Here is a 17,070-nt window from a genome sequence, read left to right on the forward strand (position 1 = left end):
TTTATTCTTTTAAAAGTAATTTAGTTAAAACCTTTGCAATAATTGTTAAACTTATGATCATGATAATTAGGTATGTAAAAGACATCGAGGCCGCGTATCCCATTTGAAACTCCCTTAATCCTTTAATAAAAATGTAAAAACTCGAAGTTTCAGTTGAAGTTCCTGGCCCACCTGATGTTAAAACATAAACAGTGTCCATAATCTTTGATGCCTCAATTAATCTTATAATTATTGCCCCAATTGATATGGGAGCCATTAGTGGAAAAGTTACATAAATAAACTTTCTAACTGGACTAGCTCCATCAATTGCAGCAGCCAAAAATGGTTCTTTAGGTAATGACAATAAACCCGCTAATAAAAGTAAAAACATAAACGGTGTCCACTGCCAAACCTCAACTATAATTACTGTAAATTTAGCTAAAGCTGGGTCTGTTAACCATTTCGGAGATAAACCAAAATTAGATAAAATATCATTAACTGGTCCTAATGATTCATGGAAAAAAGTTCTCCAAATAACGGTCATGATAACCGGGGTTGTCATCATTGGGACTAAAAATAAAACTCTAAAAAATCTTTTAAATTTGATGTCTTTCCAAACCATATGTGCAAGAGCAAATCCAATCACATACTGAAGAATTACTGTTGTAACAGACAAAAAACTTAATCTAAAAAAAGATTCCCAAAATCTTGGGTCATCTGTAAAAAGACGGATATAGTTTTCTATACCTATAAAATCTAAACCTGGATTATAACTATTCCATCCAGATAAACTTAGTCTAACTACAAAAATAATTGGAAAGATTAAAATTCCAATAAGTACAAATAGACCTGGAAACAAAAAGAAATATTTATGCTTAAAGTTCATTTGTAAAATTGGATTATATTATTTTTTTTATATGTGGCCATTTTAATAAATGGCCACATAATTTAAGTATTATTATAGTTGGTTATCTTCCATTTTAACACCAACAGCGTAGGCATCTCTTACTGCTTTTTTACCTACTCTACTTACAATTGCTTCCCACTCTTTAGCAACTTCGTCTAATGCTTCCTGAGGAGATAATTGTCCTGCTAAAGCTTTAGAAGTTCCTGTAGCGACAGCACTTGTAAACTCAAATACACCTGGAACTCTTAGAGGGAAAACTCTATTTTTACTTTTCTCCATATCTAAAAGTGTTTGTGTATAACTGTTAGCGATCTCTGGATCCCAACCCATACTATTAATATAAATATTTGGATCGAAATCAGAGTTTTTGAATGGGTTAACACCAAATCTACCAATTGCTAAGTCAGCTTGGTGATTTGCTCCATTTGAGAAGAAGCAAAGATAATCAAACGCCATATCTTTTACTTTACTTTTCTTAGCAACACCAACTGCCCAACCCCAAACAATGTAAGGAGCTTGGTTGTATTGGTTTTCCCAACTATTTGTAACTCTGTTCCAAACTTTGTTAGCACCTGGAAGAGGAGCTGCACCTACTTTGTTTTTAATAGGGCTGTCATCTTGCATCGCTGCAATAAATGCATCATCCCATGAAAAACTAAATAAAGTTTGTCCACCACCAAATGATCCAATTTCATCACCTAGACCAAAGTTAGTTCCCCCTGGAGGAACATATTTAGTAGCCTCAACCCAATCAGTTAAAGCTTCAACGAAACCTGGATTATTAATGTTTGGTTTCATAGTTTCTAAATCAAAAAAGAAACCACCCGGAGTTCTTGGATTTTTAGCATATGCAACTGATCTGCTGAAAAAAGCTGCGAACATTAAGTCGTCTTTTTTCATAACTTCAGCTGAACCATATTCTAACTCACCATCTCCGTCCCAGTCCCAACCATTAAAGAATTTTGCCATCTCAGCATATTCTTTCCAAGTTGTTGGAACTTTTAGATCTTTTCCTGTTTCTGCTTTATATTTTTTTTGCATTTCAGGATTGTCAATGACGTCTTTTCTGTATTTTAGATAGTGTCTGTCACCATCAACTGGATACTGGTACATAGTTCCATCCCAAGATGATACACCCATATGAGATTTAGTTACGTCTTTCATCTCTGTTGAGTTCATATACTTCTTAGGAACTGGTGCTAAATATCTTTTCCAGTCATTGATAAAGTTAGAAAATCCAAACACAATATCGTAAGGTGCTTGTCCAGCTTGAAAAGGAACCATTGCTTTAGAATACAAATCACCTGCTGGTGTATGAGTAACTTCAACTTTAGCTCCAGTTAATTTTTCAAACTGTTCAGCATGAAGAGCTGTAGGCTCTCCCATTACTGGAATTGCGTGAGTATTTATTTTAAGAGTTTTTCCTTTGTAATTTTTCTTAGACATTTCCTCATAAGAACAATCACCTGGAATATCTCCTGTTGCCTTGATATGTGGAAATTGATCACTCCACTTATCAGCATATGCCATAGGGCTAAATATCATCATACTTGATATTACAGCCGTTAAGCAGGTTTTTATTATTTTCATTATCACCTCTCTTTTTTTTTTATGGAACTAAAACAGCTCGTCCCTTAACCTTACCATCGTTAAGATCATGAAGCGCTTTATTAGCATCGTCTAAACTATACTCTTGCATAGAGAGCTTAACTTTACCTCTGTCAGCTAACTCCATTAATTCATATAATTCAGACCACGTTCCCACTAAATTACCTACAATTGTTTTCTCAGAAATAATCAAATCAACTGCAAGTGATTTAATTTCTTCACCATATCCAACAATGTAGTAAAAACCACCATTAGAAGTCATTTGAATTCCCATGGCAGTAGATCCTTTTTCACCTACGAAATCAATTACAGCTTCAGAACCTTTTCCTTTTGTTAGTTCCTGAACTTTTTCAATTTCGTTTCCATCAATTAAAACTCCGTGGTCACCACCAAGTTCCATTGCATGTTTTAATGCTGCATCAGATTTTTCAACAATAATAATATCTGCTGCACACATAGCTTTTAAACATTGAATAGCGATGTGACCTAAACCTCCTGCACCAATAATTGTACAGCTCTGACCAGGTAGCAAATGTCTTGTTGCTTTTTTTACCACTCTATAAGCTGTAAGACCTGCATCTGAAAAAGGCGCAACATCTTTGGGCGCTAATACTTTTGGAAGTTTAATTAGATTTCTAACGCTGGTTTTTAATAGTTCAGCGTAGCCACCTTCTTTAATACTTAATCCAGGAAATGCACCTGCTTCAGCATGCATATCATTACCTCTTCTACAATCTAAACAAGTTCCTCCTGTTCCAGAAATAAGTGGGTGTAATATTACAGGATCACCCTTTTTAAATTCAGTAACGTCTGAACCTACATCTTCTACCCAACCAGCGTTTTCATGTCCCATTACACATGGTAATAATTTTCCATCTGGATCTTGAATGTGTTTCCAAACTCCCTCAATAATATGTAAATCAGTTCTGCAAACTCCTGCAGCACCAATTTTAACAATTACATCTGATGCCTTATCAATTTTAGGATCTGGCATCTCCTCACCTGTGACCCAGACTTTTTCTTTCATTTCAGGGTCATATTTATGTAAAACCTGTGCCTTCATTATTATCTCTCCTTTAATATTTTATTTACACTATTAAAGTTCTCATATTGAGGGGAGTCAACGCCATCTTTATATGTACAAAAAGTTAACAATTACAACCTGTGGTTGGTTGTTGTATCTAAAAAAACTAATAAACTTTTAAAATGTCAAGCTTAAGTAACTCAAACGAAGAACTAAAAAACATACTACAAAAAAGAGGCATGGCCTCCTATGAAATGGGAAAAGATATCAATGAAAGTTGGTTGAGGTGCATCAATGAAGGTCTTGATCCATTTAACGATCCTAAACAAAGTGTGATTTCATCTATTGAGCTAAAAGAAATTAAAGAGCGAAACGAGGCTGTCAGAAGAATAATTATTCCTGAACTCGAACTTTTATATTCCCAAATAGCGGGAACGAATTTTATGGTAGCTTACTCAGATGAGAAGGGATTGGTCTTAGATACAATTTATGACAAATCTTGTTTACAAACTGATGTTGGTAAAACAGTAATACCAGGTTCAATTTGGGCAGAAAAGATTTGTGGAACAAACGGACTTGGCTTATCCGTTGAACTTAAAAAACCAACTATCGTTTCAGGTAAAGAACACTTTTTTACAGCTCATGAAAATATATCCTGCTTTGCAAGTCCAATTATAAATTATGATGGTAAAATTATTGGTATTATAGATGCTTCAACAGACTCGATGTCTAGAGAACAACATACACTAGCTTTAGTAAGACTTGCAACTAGAAGTATCGAAACAAAATTATTTATTAAGAAATTTGAAAACGAATTAATTATTTCTTTTCATCCAAGACAAGAATATCTAAATACAACTAGTGTAGGAATGCTGGCAATAAATGGAGATGGATTGATTGTGGGTGCAAATAATAATGCAAAAATTATGCTTAACGGTTTGGTTGATTTAAAAAATGAAAATTTTAATAAAATTTTTGCAACTTCATTTTCATCAATTGCAACAGATATCTTAAATAATAAAATTTTAAAAATAACAGATCATTTAGGTTCATCTGTTTTTGCAGTCAAAAGTCAAAATTTTAAAGAAAGTAAACTTATAGAAACTAATAAAGAAAACAAAACTTATGCTTGTAAAAATTGTGAGGATACAAAAATTAAAAGAGAAAAATGTATTCTAATTAGATCAACTTTTAGTGAGACTAATAATATTTCTGCAGCATCAAGAAAATTAGGTGTATCTAGAACTACAATTTATAAGCATCTAAATTAATTATTTTTTAATAAAAAATATAAATAAGAAGTTAAAGATGTAACTAGCACAAAAGACATTGCTAATTGAAATGAAGCAATTTCAGAATAATTTAAACTTAATCCTAAATCTATAATAAGGCCGATTATCCATTGCAGAAAGAAGGCACCTATAAATATTAATAAATTATAGGAAGTTAGAGCCTTACCTGCATTAGATATTGAAAAAGCCATACCAACTGCTGGTTGGATTAAAGACAAAAATACAGCTGAAACTATAAATAATGCCCAATGAATTGACTCTGTATTTGGACCTAGATAAATAATTACACCCAATACCAATAAACTTAATGGTGAACCATATTTCAACAATCTGATTGCATCATGAACGTTCTTTGAAAATTTCGGAACAAAATAGCCCCATATTAAAAATGATAACAGCGTAAAAAAATAAATTAAAAATAAACCTTTTGCACTTTCTTCTGGTGTGTACCCAGAAACTTTTATCATCCAAGGACCAGCCCATAGTGTTTGGATAGCAAATAATCCTCCCGTACTAAAAAAACCCATTGGAATAACACTTTTGAAAAATTGATTTTCCCAAACAATACTCAATTTTGCATCGTCACTTCTCTGATTACCTTTTGAAGTCCACTGAGGAATAAAAATAATTATCAAAATTATACAAACCAAAGTTATGAAAGCTAAAAGAAAAAATATATTTCTCCAACCGATGATGGGTAAGAAAAATTGAACCGGTAAACTTGATGACAACATACCAATTGCACCAACCATTAACATCCATGAGTTTGCACGTTGTTGAGTTTCATCTTGATACCAAATCCGATAAGCAGTCAAAGGCCCCATTAAACAAGCTCCAACACCAACTCCTATAATTATTCTAGATACTAAAAGAGTTAAAAAATTCTGAGCGAGAGCAAATATTAATAAACCAACAATGGTTAATGATAAAAAGTATGAAACAATTTTTCTTGGACCTCTTAAATCTAATAAATAACCTAAAGGGATTTGTACACTTGCAAATCCTAGAAAATATCCACCTCCCAATAATCCAAGCTCTCCTGCAGAAAGATTAAATTCATTTACTAATTCAGGTGAAATTGTTGCAGTTATTGCTCTTAAGAGAGTAGAAATAAAATATCCTAAAGCAAAAACTAAAAAAATTATAATAGCTTTTGATTTAGCTAGAACAGGTTTATTCATTAAAATTTAGTTAACTTTATTAACGCAATTACCAGTTCTAAAAAATTCTTCTATATTGTCTATTGCTAAATTTCCCATTGCAATTCTAGTATCTTTTGTAGCACTTCCTAAATGAGGCAAAACAAAAACACTCGGGATTTTTAAATAACCAGGATTTAAGTTTGGTTCATTTTTATAAACATCTAATCCTGCAGCATAAATTTTTCTTCTATTCAATGCATCAATTAAAGCGTCATCATCAACTATATCACCTCGAGCAACATTTGTTATCACAGCACCTTTAGGGAAATACTCAACTGTATCTTTATTTATTAAATTTTCTGTTTCTTTTGTAGCTGGACAACAGATAGATAAAACATCTGACACTGAAAAAAGACTTTTTATATTGTCATGATAAGTTGCACCCTGCTCTTTATCTTCACTTAATTTTGAACGATTATGATAATGAATAACCATGCCTAAAGATTTAGCAATATTTGCAATTTTTTGACCGATACGACCCATACCTAAAATTCCTAATCTTGTTCCTGTTAACTGTTTTCCAATTAAATAATCTGCGGACCATTTCCATCCACCTTCACGAGCAGACTCAATTCCCTCTGACGCTCTTCGACAAGCTCCTAATATAAGTAATATTCCTATCTCAGCTGTAGCATCTGACAAAACTTCTGGGGTATTAGTGACAGCAATACCTCTTTTTTTAGCAGCATCTAAATCAATGTTTCCAAAACCAACTGCAAAATTTGAAATTATTTTAATACTATCTGGAAGTTTATTTATTGTATCAGCATCTAATTTTTCAGTTAAAGATGATAAAATTCCATCACATCCTTCACTCATTTCAATAATTTTTGATTGTGAATAAAGTTCATCATTAGAATTAAATTTAGCTTCAAATAATTTTGATGCTTTATCTTCGCTCTCTCGGATCAGTCTTCTAGTAATTAAAATTTTTTTCATAAAACCCCTATTTTAAAATTTCAGGTTTGGGACCGCCTGTGTACCAATCCAAAACTTCAATTGTATGTAAAATTGGGACTTTAGTACCATGAGAAATTTGGGTAATACAACCAATATTTCCTGTTGAAATAAAATCAGGATTTAAACTTTCTATATTATTTACCTTGTTTTTTAATAGTTGTTTTGCAATTTTTGATTGTAAAATATTGTAAGTTCCAGCTGATCCACAACAAATATGTCCTTCAGGAATTTCCATAATTTCATTGTCAGTTTTTTCAAGCAATGAAATTGGTTGTGAATGAACTTTTTGACCATGCTGCATTGAACATGCAGAGTGATAAGCAACTTTATATTTCTTTCCTTTTGATTTTATATTTAGTTTTAAACTTTCAAAAATGTATTCAGAAATATCTCTTGTAAGATTTGATATGACTTTAGCTTTTTTACTTAACTCTTTGTCATCTCTAAAAATAAAACCATAATCCTTCATGGTAGTACCACAACCCGATGTATTAGATAAAATTGCATCTAAATTTCCGTTTTGATGTTCTTCATACCAAGTATTTATGTTATTTTTGAAATCTTGGTGGGCATCTTTTTCTTTTCCAAGATGATGGTTTAAAGATCCGCAGCAACGAATTTTTTTTGGCACCACAACCTCAACTCCATGTCGATTTAGCAATCTTATTGTGGCTTCATTAATTTGTGGCGAAATTTCTTTTTGAACACATCCAGTTAGCAAAGCTACTCGCGCGATTTTTTTCTTTCCTGTAGCTTTATAAATTTCTTTATTAGGTAAAGTTTTTTTTGGAAAAGTAGTTGGCATTAATTCAATCATGTCTTTAATCTTTGTAGGCATTAAGAATTTAAATGGCATTACCAATTTAACAAAAAAACTTGAGAGTCTAAATACTTTAACATTTGGTAAAGTGATTGATAAAAAATATCTAATTAGTTTATCAAAAAAAGATCTCTCATAATTTTTTTCAATATATTTTTTTCCATGATCAATTAAGTGCATATAATTTACACCCGCTGGACATGTGGTCATACAGCTGTAACAAGAAAGGCATCTATCTATATGTTTAACGACTTTTTCAGTTGGTTTCTTATTATTTTCCAACATATCTTTAATAAGGTAAATTCTTCCTCTTGGACCATCTAATTCATCTCCTAAAATTCCATAAGTTGGACATGTTGCATTACACATTCCACAATGAACACATTTTTTAAATATTTTCTCAGAAGATTGATTGTCCTTATCTTTGAGTTGTGTTTCTGAAAAATTTGTTTGCATTAAAAATCCTTATACATTTTACCTGGGTTAAATATTCCTTTTGGATCAAAGCTTTCTTTAATCTTTTTGGAAATCATTAGTTTAGTATCATCAATAGTGAATATTTTTTCTGAAAAATCAAACTCCTCTGATTTCTTGATAATTGTTAAGTATCCATTGTTTTGAAGGGTCATTTTTTTTACTTCTTTTAACTTACCTTCATCTTTTCCAGGAACTTCTATCCAGAATAGTGATCCAGACCAATCTATAAAATACTTAAATTTATTTTTTATATTGTTCATTACCTTTTCACTGTTAGCTGGAGGTACAACGACTCTTAGCAAATTATTTTTTGTCTCAGAAAATAATTGTAAACTATTTACACTTTTCCAAAAAAGAAGTGATTGATGAGGATCTAAATTAGAAGTTTTATGTTTTTTTAAATCTAACTCATTTGAAATATCTTTAATTCGCTCCTTTATTGAATTTTTATCACCTTCAACTCTTAAGGCAAAAAATGAACCTTCTTGATCTAAATCATTAAATTTAAATGCTTTACTTTTGTTTAAATCAAATTTTTTATTTTGTGGCTCATCAGGAATAAAAACTGCACCTGAAATTTCGTTACTCGAGCTAAGTACCTTTTGAAATAATTCTGAGATAACCTTTGGATCATTTTCATAAATAACAATTGTATTTTGTGAAGGCTTCTTTGCTGAAATTTTTAAAGTTATTTCAGTTAATGCCACCAATGTTCCAAAGGATCCACTGACTAATTTAGATAAATCATAGCCTGTAACATTTTTTACAACAGTACCACCTGATTTAATTATATCTCCTTTACCATTTACACCTCTGAAACCTAAAACAAAATCTCTAACGCTGCCTGACTTAAATCTTCTAGATCCTGCAAAATTACAGGCAACACAACCACCTACAGTTCCTTTGCTTGATTTTCCATTTTTGATGTAACCAAAATCAGTTGGTTCAAAAGAAAGCTCTTGATTATTTTTTTCTAAAGCGGTCTCAACATCCTCAAGTAAAGTTCCTGGTTTTACTTTAATATAAAGTTCCTCTGGTAAATACTCGATTATTCCATTTAAACTTGATAAATCTAAACTTTTAGCAGCCTGGACATTGTAACCTATAAATTTTTTTGTATTTGCTCCATGAATATCAATTGGAAGTTTCTTTTTGTAAGCTTCTTTAATTATATTTGAAACTTCAAGTTCGCTTTTTGGTAACAAGTGATTAGAATCTTGGAAGATCTGGGAATTTTTCTTCTCCTCGGTGAACATGAACCCTTCCTTCCTCAGCACATTTTCTTAAAATTGGGTAAACTTTTCCAGGATTTAAGAGATTTTTTTCATCTAAACATTTTTTAATATTAAGCTGTTGCTGGATATCAATATCATTAAAAGCCTCACACATTAATTCTCTTTTTTCTATTCCAATTCCGTGCTCACCAGATAATGCACCTCCCATTCTCACACACGCCTTTAAAATTTCAGCCCCAAACTCTTCAGTTCTTCTCAACTGTTCTTTATCACTGCCGTCAAAAAGAATTAAAGGATGTAGATTTCCATCCCCTGCATGGAAACCATTTGCAACTCCTAAATTATATTTTTTTGATAATCTGCTTATTTCTTTAAGTATGACAGATAATTTTCCTCTAGGAATTGTTCCATCCATACAATAGTAATCTGGTGCCATTGCACCACAAGCTGGGAATGCAGCTTTTCTTCCAGACCAAAATCCTAATCTTTCTTTTTCTGATTTACTTAATTTAAAACTATTCGATTTATTTTTTTCAGCAATTTCTTTTATTTTTTTAAATAGTTCATCTACCTCAGACTTTGTCCCATCTAATTCAACTATCATCAAAACTTCAGCATCCATTGGGTATCCTGCATGAACAAATTTTTCTGTTGCATCTATTAATGCTTTATCCATAATTTCCATTCCAGCTGGCACAATACCGTTAGAAATAATATCTGTTACACAATTACCTCCATCTTCAATGGTTGGAAAACCAATTAAGGCTGCTTTTACTGTTTGAGGATTTTTCAATATTTTTACAGTTACTTCAGTAATTACTCCTAGCAATCCTTCTGAGCCACAAATTAATCCTAATAAATCATATCCTTCTTGATCCAAAGTTTTTCCACCTAATCTACAAATGGTCCCATCCATCATGACCATTTCAACACCCAGTATATTATTTGTTGTTGTTCCATATTTAAGTGAATGAACACCGCCTGAGTTTTCAGCAACATTTCCACCTATAGAACAAGCTAATTGACTAGAAGGATCTGGAGCGTAGTAGTAACCTTTGTGTTTTACTGCATGTGTTATGGATAAGTTGGTTACACCAGGTTGTGTAACTACACATTTATTTTCAAAATCAATATCTAAAATTTTATTAAATTTTCCTAAACCTAAAATAATTGCATCGTTTAGAGGTAAAGCTCCACCTGAAAGTCCTGTTCCTGCTCCTCGTGGAATAACTTTTATATTTTCTTGATGACAGTATTTTAAAATTTCACTTACTTCCTCTGTGTTTTCAGGAAGCACTACTGCTAAAGGCAGATTCTTATATGCTGCCAATGCGTCTGTTTCGTAAGGTTTAATCTCATCCAATTCACTTAAAACATTTTCTTTTAAAGTGAATTTTTTTAGATTTGATACAATAGTTCCTTTTTTACTTACTATTGACCTATCAACTTTTGGTAAAGCTATTTCAGACATAGCTTAACCTAGCATTTTTTTGATGTTTTCCAATGCGTTAGAAATGTTATCCTGAGATGCAGCAAAGCTAAATCTTACGTAATCTTTGCATGTTTTTCCAAATGCTGTGCCTGGGACAATAGCAACGCCTGCTTCATGCATAGCTTTTTTACAAAACTCAGAACCATCCATTCCAGTTCCTATAACTTTTGGAAACGCATAAAATGCTCCACCTGGTAAACTGCATTCTACTCCGGGAAGACTATTCAGTCCTTTATGGATTAATTTTCTTCTTTGAGTAAATTTTTCCATCATCAAATCAATTGAATCGTCTGGTCCATCTAACGCTGCTATTCCTGCAAATTGAGCTGCAGCGTTAACACAAGAAACACTGTTGATTAATAATTTATTAATATGTTCAATTAAGTTTTCAGGCCAAAAACTCCAACCTAATCTCCAACCTGTCATTGAGTAAGCTTTACTCCAGCCTTCTAAAACAATTAGTCTTTCTCTTAACTCTGGATAATTAAAAAATGTTGGCATTTCTTTATTATCAAATATTTGTCTACTGTAAATTTCATCACTTAAGATAGTAACATGAGGATGTTTTTTTAAACCCTCTGCTAATTTATCAATTTCAGATTTCTCAACAAAACTTCCAGTTGGATTGTTAGGATTGATTATAATTAACAATCTAGTTTTCTCAGTTATTAAAGATAAAATCTTATCTGCACTAAATTTTAAATCTTTATCTTCTGTTAAATCATAAGGTACAGCTGTAGAGCCTGTATAATTAATCATAGACTCATAGATAGGAAAAGCTGGTGTTGGATGAATAATTTCTGCTCCTGGCTCACCAAAACACTGTATCGCATAATGCATTGTGGGTTTACCACCTGGCATTATGGTAATTCTTTCTGGATCTACTTCAGTGTTGTATCTTTTCTTGATCCATCTAGTTACTGCTTGTCTACACTCTAAAATTCCGTTTGAAAGTACATATCCATGGTGACCATCATCTAAAGCTTTTTTTGCAGCTTCAACTACATGTTTAGGTGTTTTAAAATCTGGTTGACCCAATCCAAGATGTATCATTGGGTTTCCTTGTGCTTCCAATTTTTTAGCTTCTGCTAAAACTGAAAAAGCACTTTCTGTTCCAAGTCTATTAAGTGATGCTGCTAGTTTCATAATAAAGTTGGAAAATATACATAAATTAAGTTGATTGTCTATTAAGATAAATTTTAATTTTCTTTATTTATCTTAACTTCTGTAGATTATTTTTGACGCGTCGAGATCTTTTACAGATTTACATCCCATCAAAATCATGTTTCTTCTAATTTCTTTTTGCATGTTCTCTAGCAATCTTTCAACACCTTTTTGCCCTCCAGCACCTAAACTAAAAAGAAAAGCTTTTCCAAAACTACAAGCTGTTGCACCAGCAGCAAGAGCTTTTAAAACATGTGTTCCTCTTCTTACTCCACCATCTAGAATTATTTCTAATTTATCTCCTACCGCATCTGAAATTGCTTTAACTTGATCAAAAGGGGATCTCGATCCATCCAATTGTCTTCCACCATGATTAGATATCATTATTGCTGTACAACCTATATCAATTGCTCTCTTTGCATCTTCAACAGACATCACTCCTTTTAGTGCCATTGGTTTGTTCCATTTTTTAATACAGTATTCTGCATCTTTCCAATTCATTGCCGGATCGTATTGTTCATTAATATAATCCATTACTGATTTAGCTATGTTTGTCCCTTTATCAGTTTTGTTTTTGATATTTGCTAATTCAAATTTTTTGTTTGTAAAATATTTAAAAACCCAACCAGGTCTCATAGCAAAACTTAATAAACTATCTAAGGTAAATTTAGGCGGGGTAGTAAAACCAGTTCTATGATCTCTTTCTCTGTTACCTGCAACTAATGTATCAACAGTAATGCACATACCGTCAAAATTTGCTCTACTACATCTATCAATTAAATCATCAGTGATTGATTTATCCTTATGAATATAAAGTTGAAAAAGTTTTGGACCACTAGAAACATTTGCAACTTCTTCGATTGAAAATGATGCCATCGTAGACATGCTATAAATCGTATTAAATTTTTCTGCCGCCCTAGCTGAAGCTTTATCGCCTTCTGGATCATACAAGCTTTGCATTGCTGTAGGAGACAAAAATAATGGCATATCAATTTTTCTCCCAAAAACTGTTGTGGATAAATCTGGTTCTCCAACACTATTCAAAATATTAGGAACTAAATCACAGTCGTTAAACGAAGCTGTATTTCTATTTAAAGTTATCTCATCATCAGCACCTCCATCAATATAGTGAAATATTGGAGCTGGTAATTTTTTTTTGGCTAATTTTCTAAAATCATCAAAATTATAACAATCATTTAAATTCATAAGAGTTTACTTAGAAGCTTTTAAAGAAATTAAACATATAACTATTTGCCCCAGGATTTTTACTTCCTAAACTTGCATTAGATATATGATTATATGAAAAACCAAATTGACTGCTCTCAGACATATCTAAAGAAATCTGTAGTTCAGACTTAAATTCTAAGACGTGACCAAGATCTTTTCCATCACCTTCGTGATATAATCCTGGTGTAAAACTTGGATTAAAATTTAAAGATCCTATTTTATATTGTGCCTCTACTCCTGTATAAACATAAGCTGCATTATCTGCAGTAATAAGGGCGCCTGTAATAGGTGATAAATTTCCCAAAAAAGTATCTCTGTTTAGGTTTTCATTTTGATGTTGAAAACCTATTAAAGTTGATTTTTTTCCATCATCACTAAAATCAAACATTCCTGTGTAAATATTAAACTCAGTATTTAAATCTCTGTTTTTGATTTCTTCTGCATTTAATGAAATCGTAAATGTTAGAAATGAAAATAAAATTAGTATTTTTTTTAGATACATTTTGGATTAATTTTTAAATTTCAGTTTTTTAAAGATTATTGCACCTCCAAGTAAAAATATCAATATTGGCAATATCCAAAGAATATAAGTGTTTTTATTTAAGCTGGGGTCATACAAAATCCACTCACCATATTTTTCCTTAAAAAAATCATAAATTTCATTTTCAGATAATCCTTCTTCAAGTTTTTTATCAACTAAAATTTTCATGCTATTTGCGAAATCAGAGTCTGAGTCGTATACTGATTGACCCTGACAAATTAAACATCTTAAATTTTTGGTAATGTTATTTCTTTCAAGCTGATCATCAGCAAATAATAAATTTGGAATTAATAATAAAATAATTAAAATAATTTTTAAAATTCTCATTTTATAATTGAGTTAATTTCATTAATTAATTGTTCATTTAGTGGTCCAATGTATTTTGCAACTATTTTATTTTTATGTATCAAAAAGGTTTCTGGCACACCGTATGCTCCCCACTCTATTGAAATTGTACCGTCTCCATCTAATATTATTGTTTCGTATGGATTTCCCAATTTTGTTAGAAAATTTTGAGCGTTATTAAAATTATCTTTATAATTTAATCCAATTAAAGTTACTTTATTGTTTTCACTTAATCTCATTAAATAAGAATGTTCTTGTCTACAAGGTACACACCACGAGGCCCATATGTTTAATAAATAAAATTTATTTGAATTAAATATTTCTAATGAATTAACTTTTTCTTTGCTATCAAACTTAATACTAGAAAAAATTGGAATATCTTTTTTTATTTCTGACTTAGGAGTGTAGATGTTTGTTTCTTGCAAACCTTTATAAAATATTAAAAAAATAATTATAAAACTTATTATTATTATTGAAGGTATTAATTTATCTTTCATATTCTCTTTTTGAAAAAACTTAATATTCCACCCATACTTAATAATAACACTGATAACCATATCCAAAGCATGAAAGGTTTGTCTTGATATCTAACGTTAAAATATTCCTGATTTTGTACTAAGTTTATGACAATAAATTTATCTTTCATCAGAGTGGTTTTGATATCAGCTTCACTAGTTACTATATTTGGCTGATTATAAATTCTTAACTCTGGAGACATTTTATTAATCTTTCCATTTGACGAAATTATTTCAAAATTTGCTACTACTGAGTTATAATTTTTTTCGTCTCTCTGCTTTATATCTTCAAGTTTAATTTTAATTTTTGAATTTTCATAACTTTCACCAACTTTAAGATTGGTTATTACTTCGCTAGAAAGCAAATTATTGAATAAAATACTTAAAATTAATAAGCTAAAACCAAAGTGAGCAATATTTTGAGAAATGTTTTTAAATTTTTTTGTAAAAAAATCCCTTAGGGTAACAAAAAACAAATAAAATGCGCTTGATATTAAAATAGTGTTTACAAGTAAATTTTTATCAAAATTCTTAACAACTAAATAAGATATTAAAATAGATATAAATAATAAGAATATAAGAATTTTTTTACTTTCTAAGTTAGATTTAATCCATTTCAATTGAGGTCCAATTGCCATAGCAAATAAAAATGGAATTAAAAAAGGGATAATTAGTTTATGGTAAAACGGTGGACCGACCGATATCTTTTCTGAAGAAATTACATCTAAAAAAATTGGATATACTGTACCAATTAAAACTACAGATAAAAAATACATCATGAACCAATTATTCAATATAATTGCACTTTCTTTACTCAACCAAAAAAGATTTATTGAATTTTTTTGGTCCTCTTTATGAAAAAAGAAAAAAATAAATAAAGAAATAAAAATTAGAACAAACAAAAATATTAATATGAATAGACCTCTTTCGGGGTCATTAGCAAAAGTATGAACTGAATTAAGAATACCTGATCTAACTAAGAAAGTTCCACACATACTAAGTGTGAATGTAGCTATAGATAAAATTATAACCCAAGAAGTTAAAATCGATTTTCTCTCTAAAACTAATACACAATGTAATAATGTGGTTAATGCTAACCAAGGCATAAGAGATACATTTTCAACTGGATCCCAAAACCAAAATCCTCCCCATCCAAGTTCATAATATGCCCAAATAGAACCTAGTAAAATTCCTAATGTCAAAAATATCCATGAAACTAAAGTCCATTTTTTTATATGAGTTGCCCAGCTTCCTGAAACCATTTTTAAAGTTGTTGCTGCTAATGCAGAGGAAAATATTATTGATGAACCAACATAGCCTAAATATAAAATAGGTGGATGAATTGCTAATGCGGGATCCTGCAAGATTGGATTTAAACCTAAACCTTCCTCAGGAATTGGGAACAAGTAATTAAATGGATTAGAAGTTTTTAATAAAAATATAAAAAAACCAATTATTATTATCTGCTGAAATATTGTTGTTAAAGTTTTATATTTTATTGATTGATTATTTGTCCTTAATAAAAAAATGAAAATGAATAATGTTAAAACCAACAACCACAATAACAAACTACCCTCATGGTTTCCCCAAGTTCCTGTAATTTTATAAAATAAAGGTTTGGTGGTATGGGAATTATTAAATACAGTTTCATTACTAAAATCTGAAACTATAAAAGATAAAACTAAACCAAAAAAACTAATAACAACAAAAAATAATTGTAAAAATGATAATGATAATATTTTAGTATCTAAAATTTCTGAATTTCTAAAATTTTGAACAGAAAAATAAATCAAAATTGAACCACTAATTAATCCTAAAATTAGTGCATAGTATCCAACAGCGCTATAAATCAATTAATTTCCCTCCAATGCAGCTTTAACCTCAGGAGGCATATAATTTTCATCATGCTTTGCTAAAATTTTTGTTGCTGAAAGGAAATTTCTATCTTTCAAAACACCTTCAGCTACAACTCCTTTTCCTTCTTCAAATAAATTTGGGACTGCACCTGAATAACTAACATTAATCTCATTTTTAAAATCTGTAATAATAAAATTCACTTCATTAGAATTCATACTAATAGAATTTTTCTTAACCATTCCGCCTACTCTGATTTTATTATTTTTCAGCTCAGTTAATGACTTAATCTCTGAAGGAGATTGAAAATAAACAACGTTTTCTTCTAAAGATTTTAAAACTAAAAAAACTGTTAATATTAAAATTAATAAAATAGTTGAAACAAACAGAAGTCTTAACTTAACTTTTCGACCATACATCGATCAAAA

Annotated in this window: 16 protein-coding genes; 1 reads left to right on the top strand and 15 read right to left on the bottom strand. The window is 30.8% G+C overall.

All coding sequences use genetic code 11. From position 1 onward, the window contains the following. Position 1: 1 nt before the first annotated feature. From ACQY31_RS04505 to ACQY31_RS04515, 3 genes are all read right to left on the bottom strand, one after another. A complete protein-coding gene (locus tag ACQY31_RS04505) occupies positions 2 to 865 on the bottom strand; it encodes a carbohydrate ABC transporter permease (RefSeq protein ID WP_075505839.1) in 864 nt (287 codons plus the stop codon). Between the two features lie 72 nt (positions 866 to 937). Further along, on the bottom strand, positions 938 to 2,476 hold the full coding sequence (locus ACQY31_RS04510; RefSeq protein WP_428078937.1) for an extracellular solute-binding protein: 1,539 nt from the start codon (positions 2,474 to 2,476) through the stop codon (positions 938 to 940). Between the two features lie 19 nt (positions 2,477 to 2,495). Then, positions 2,496 to 3,557, bottom strand: a complete 1,062-nt coding sequence (locus tag ACQY31_RS04515) for an NAD(P)-dependent alcohol dehydrogenase (protein WP_428078938.1) — start codon at positions 3,555 to 3,557, stop codon at positions 2,496 to 2,498. 143 nt (positions 3,558 to 3,700) lie between these two features. Here ACQY31_RS04515 and ACQY31_RS04520 point away from each other — a divergent pair, with 143 nt between their 5' ends. Further along, entirely contained in the window at positions 3,701 to 4,789 is a 1,089-nt protein-coding gene (locus ACQY31_RS04520) for a GAF domain-containing protein (RefSeq protein ID WP_428078940.1), read from the top strand. Here the strand turns inward: ACQY31_RS04520 and ACQY31_RS04525 are convergent. The 12 genes from ACQY31_RS04525 to ccmE form a co-directional block, all read right to left on the bottom strand. Further along, positions 4,786 to 5,991, bottom strand: coding sequence for an MFS transporter (locus ACQY31_RS04525; protein ID WP_428078942.1), 1,206 nt, complete (start codon positions 5,989 to 5,991; stop codon positions 4,786 to 4,788). The two genes, ACQY31_RS04520 and ACQY31_RS04525, sit on opposite strands and share 4 nt — an antisense overlap. Positions 5,992 to 5,997: 6 nt before the next feature. Continuing rightward, positions 5,998 to 6,951, bottom strand: coding sequence for a 2-hydroxyacid dehydrogenase (locus ACQY31_RS04530; protein ID WP_428078944.1), 954 nt, complete (start codon positions 6,949 to 6,951; stop codon positions 5,998 to 6,000). A gap of 7 nt (positions 6,952 to 6,958) precedes the next feature. Further along, positions 6,959 to 8,248 carry a glycolate oxidase subunit GlcF gene (gene glcF, locus ACQY31_RS04535; RefSeq protein ID WP_428078946.1) on the bottom strand — a complete coding sequence of 430 codons (1,290 nt, stop codon included), beginning with the start codon at positions 8,246 to 8,248 and terminating at the stop codon, positions 6,959 to 6,961. Continuing rightward, entirely contained in the window at positions 8,248 to 9,525 is a 1,278-nt protein-coding gene (locus tag ACQY31_RS04540; RefSeq protein WP_428078948.1) for an FAD-binding protein, read from the bottom strand. The genes glcF and ACQY31_RS04540 overlap by 1 nt, the downstream gene beginning before the upstream one ends. Further along, positions 9,479 to 10,975 carry an FAD-linked oxidase C-terminal domain-containing protein gene (locus tag ACQY31_RS04545; protein WP_428078950.1) on the bottom strand — a complete coding sequence of 499 codons (1,497 nt, stop codon included), beginning with the start codon at positions 10,973 to 10,975 and terminating at the stop codon, positions 9,479 to 9,481. Before ACQY31_RS04545 ends, ACQY31_RS04540 begins: the two co-directional genes overlap by 47 nt. A 3-nt stretch (positions 10,976 to 10,978) precedes the next feature. Further along, positions 10,979 to 12,142: a pyridoxal phosphate-dependent aminotransferase gene (locus tag ACQY31_RS04550; protein WP_428078952.1), complete on the bottom strand. Its 1,164-nt coding sequence runs from the start codon at positions 12,140 to 12,142 to the stop codon at positions 10,979 to 10,981. A 72-nt stretch (positions 12,143 to 12,214) separates the two neighbouring features. Continuing rightward, on the bottom strand, positions 12,215 to 13,366 hold the full coding sequence (locus tag ACQY31_RS04555) for an alpha-hydroxy acid oxidase (protein ID WP_428078954.1): 1,152 nt from the start codon (positions 13,364 to 13,366) through the stop codon (positions 12,215 to 12,217). 10 nt (positions 13,367 to 13,376) lie between these two features. Beyond that, a complete protein-coding gene (locus ACQY31_RS04560) occupies positions 13,377 to 13,889 on the bottom strand; it encodes an acyloxyacyl hydrolase (protein ID WP_428078956.1) in 513 nt (170 codons plus the stop codon). Between the two features lie 6 nt (positions 13,890 to 13,895). Continuing rightward, positions 13,896 to 14,255, bottom strand: a complete 360-nt coding sequence (locus ACQY31_RS04565; RefSeq protein ID WP_428078958.1) for a cytochrome c-type biogenesis protein — start codon at positions 14,253 to 14,255, stop codon at positions 13,896 to 13,898. After that, the gene (locus tag ACQY31_RS04570) at positions 14,252 to 14,770 is read right to left on the bottom strand and encodes a DsbE family thiol:disulfide interchange protein (RefSeq protein WP_428078959.1); all 519 of its coding nucleotides are present in this window, start codon (positions 14,768 to 14,770) and stop codon (positions 14,252 to 14,254) included. The genes ACQY31_RS04565 and ACQY31_RS04570 overlap by 4 nt, the downstream gene beginning before the upstream one ends. Then, positions 14,767 to 16,641 carry a heme lyase CcmF/NrfE family subunit gene (locus ACQY31_RS04575; RefSeq protein WP_428078961.1) on the bottom strand — a complete coding sequence of 625 codons (1,875 nt, stop codon included), beginning with the start codon at positions 16,639 to 16,641 and terminating at the stop codon, positions 14,767 to 14,769. The genes ACQY31_RS04570 and ACQY31_RS04575 overlap by 4 nt, the downstream gene beginning before the upstream one ends. Next, entirely contained in the window at positions 16,642 to 17,061 is a 420-nt protein-coding gene (ccmE, locus tag ACQY31_RS04580) for a cytochrome c maturation protein CcmE (RefSeq protein ID WP_428078963.1), read from the bottom strand. Between the last annotated feature and the right edge of the window lie 9 nt (positions 17,062 to 17,070).

It is taken from the genome of Candidatus Pelagibacter sp. (genome assembly GCF_965262185.1).
In the GTDB taxonomy this organism is placed as follows: Bacteria; Pseudomonadota; Alphaproteobacteria; order Pelagibacterales; family Pelagibacteraceae; genus Pelagibacter.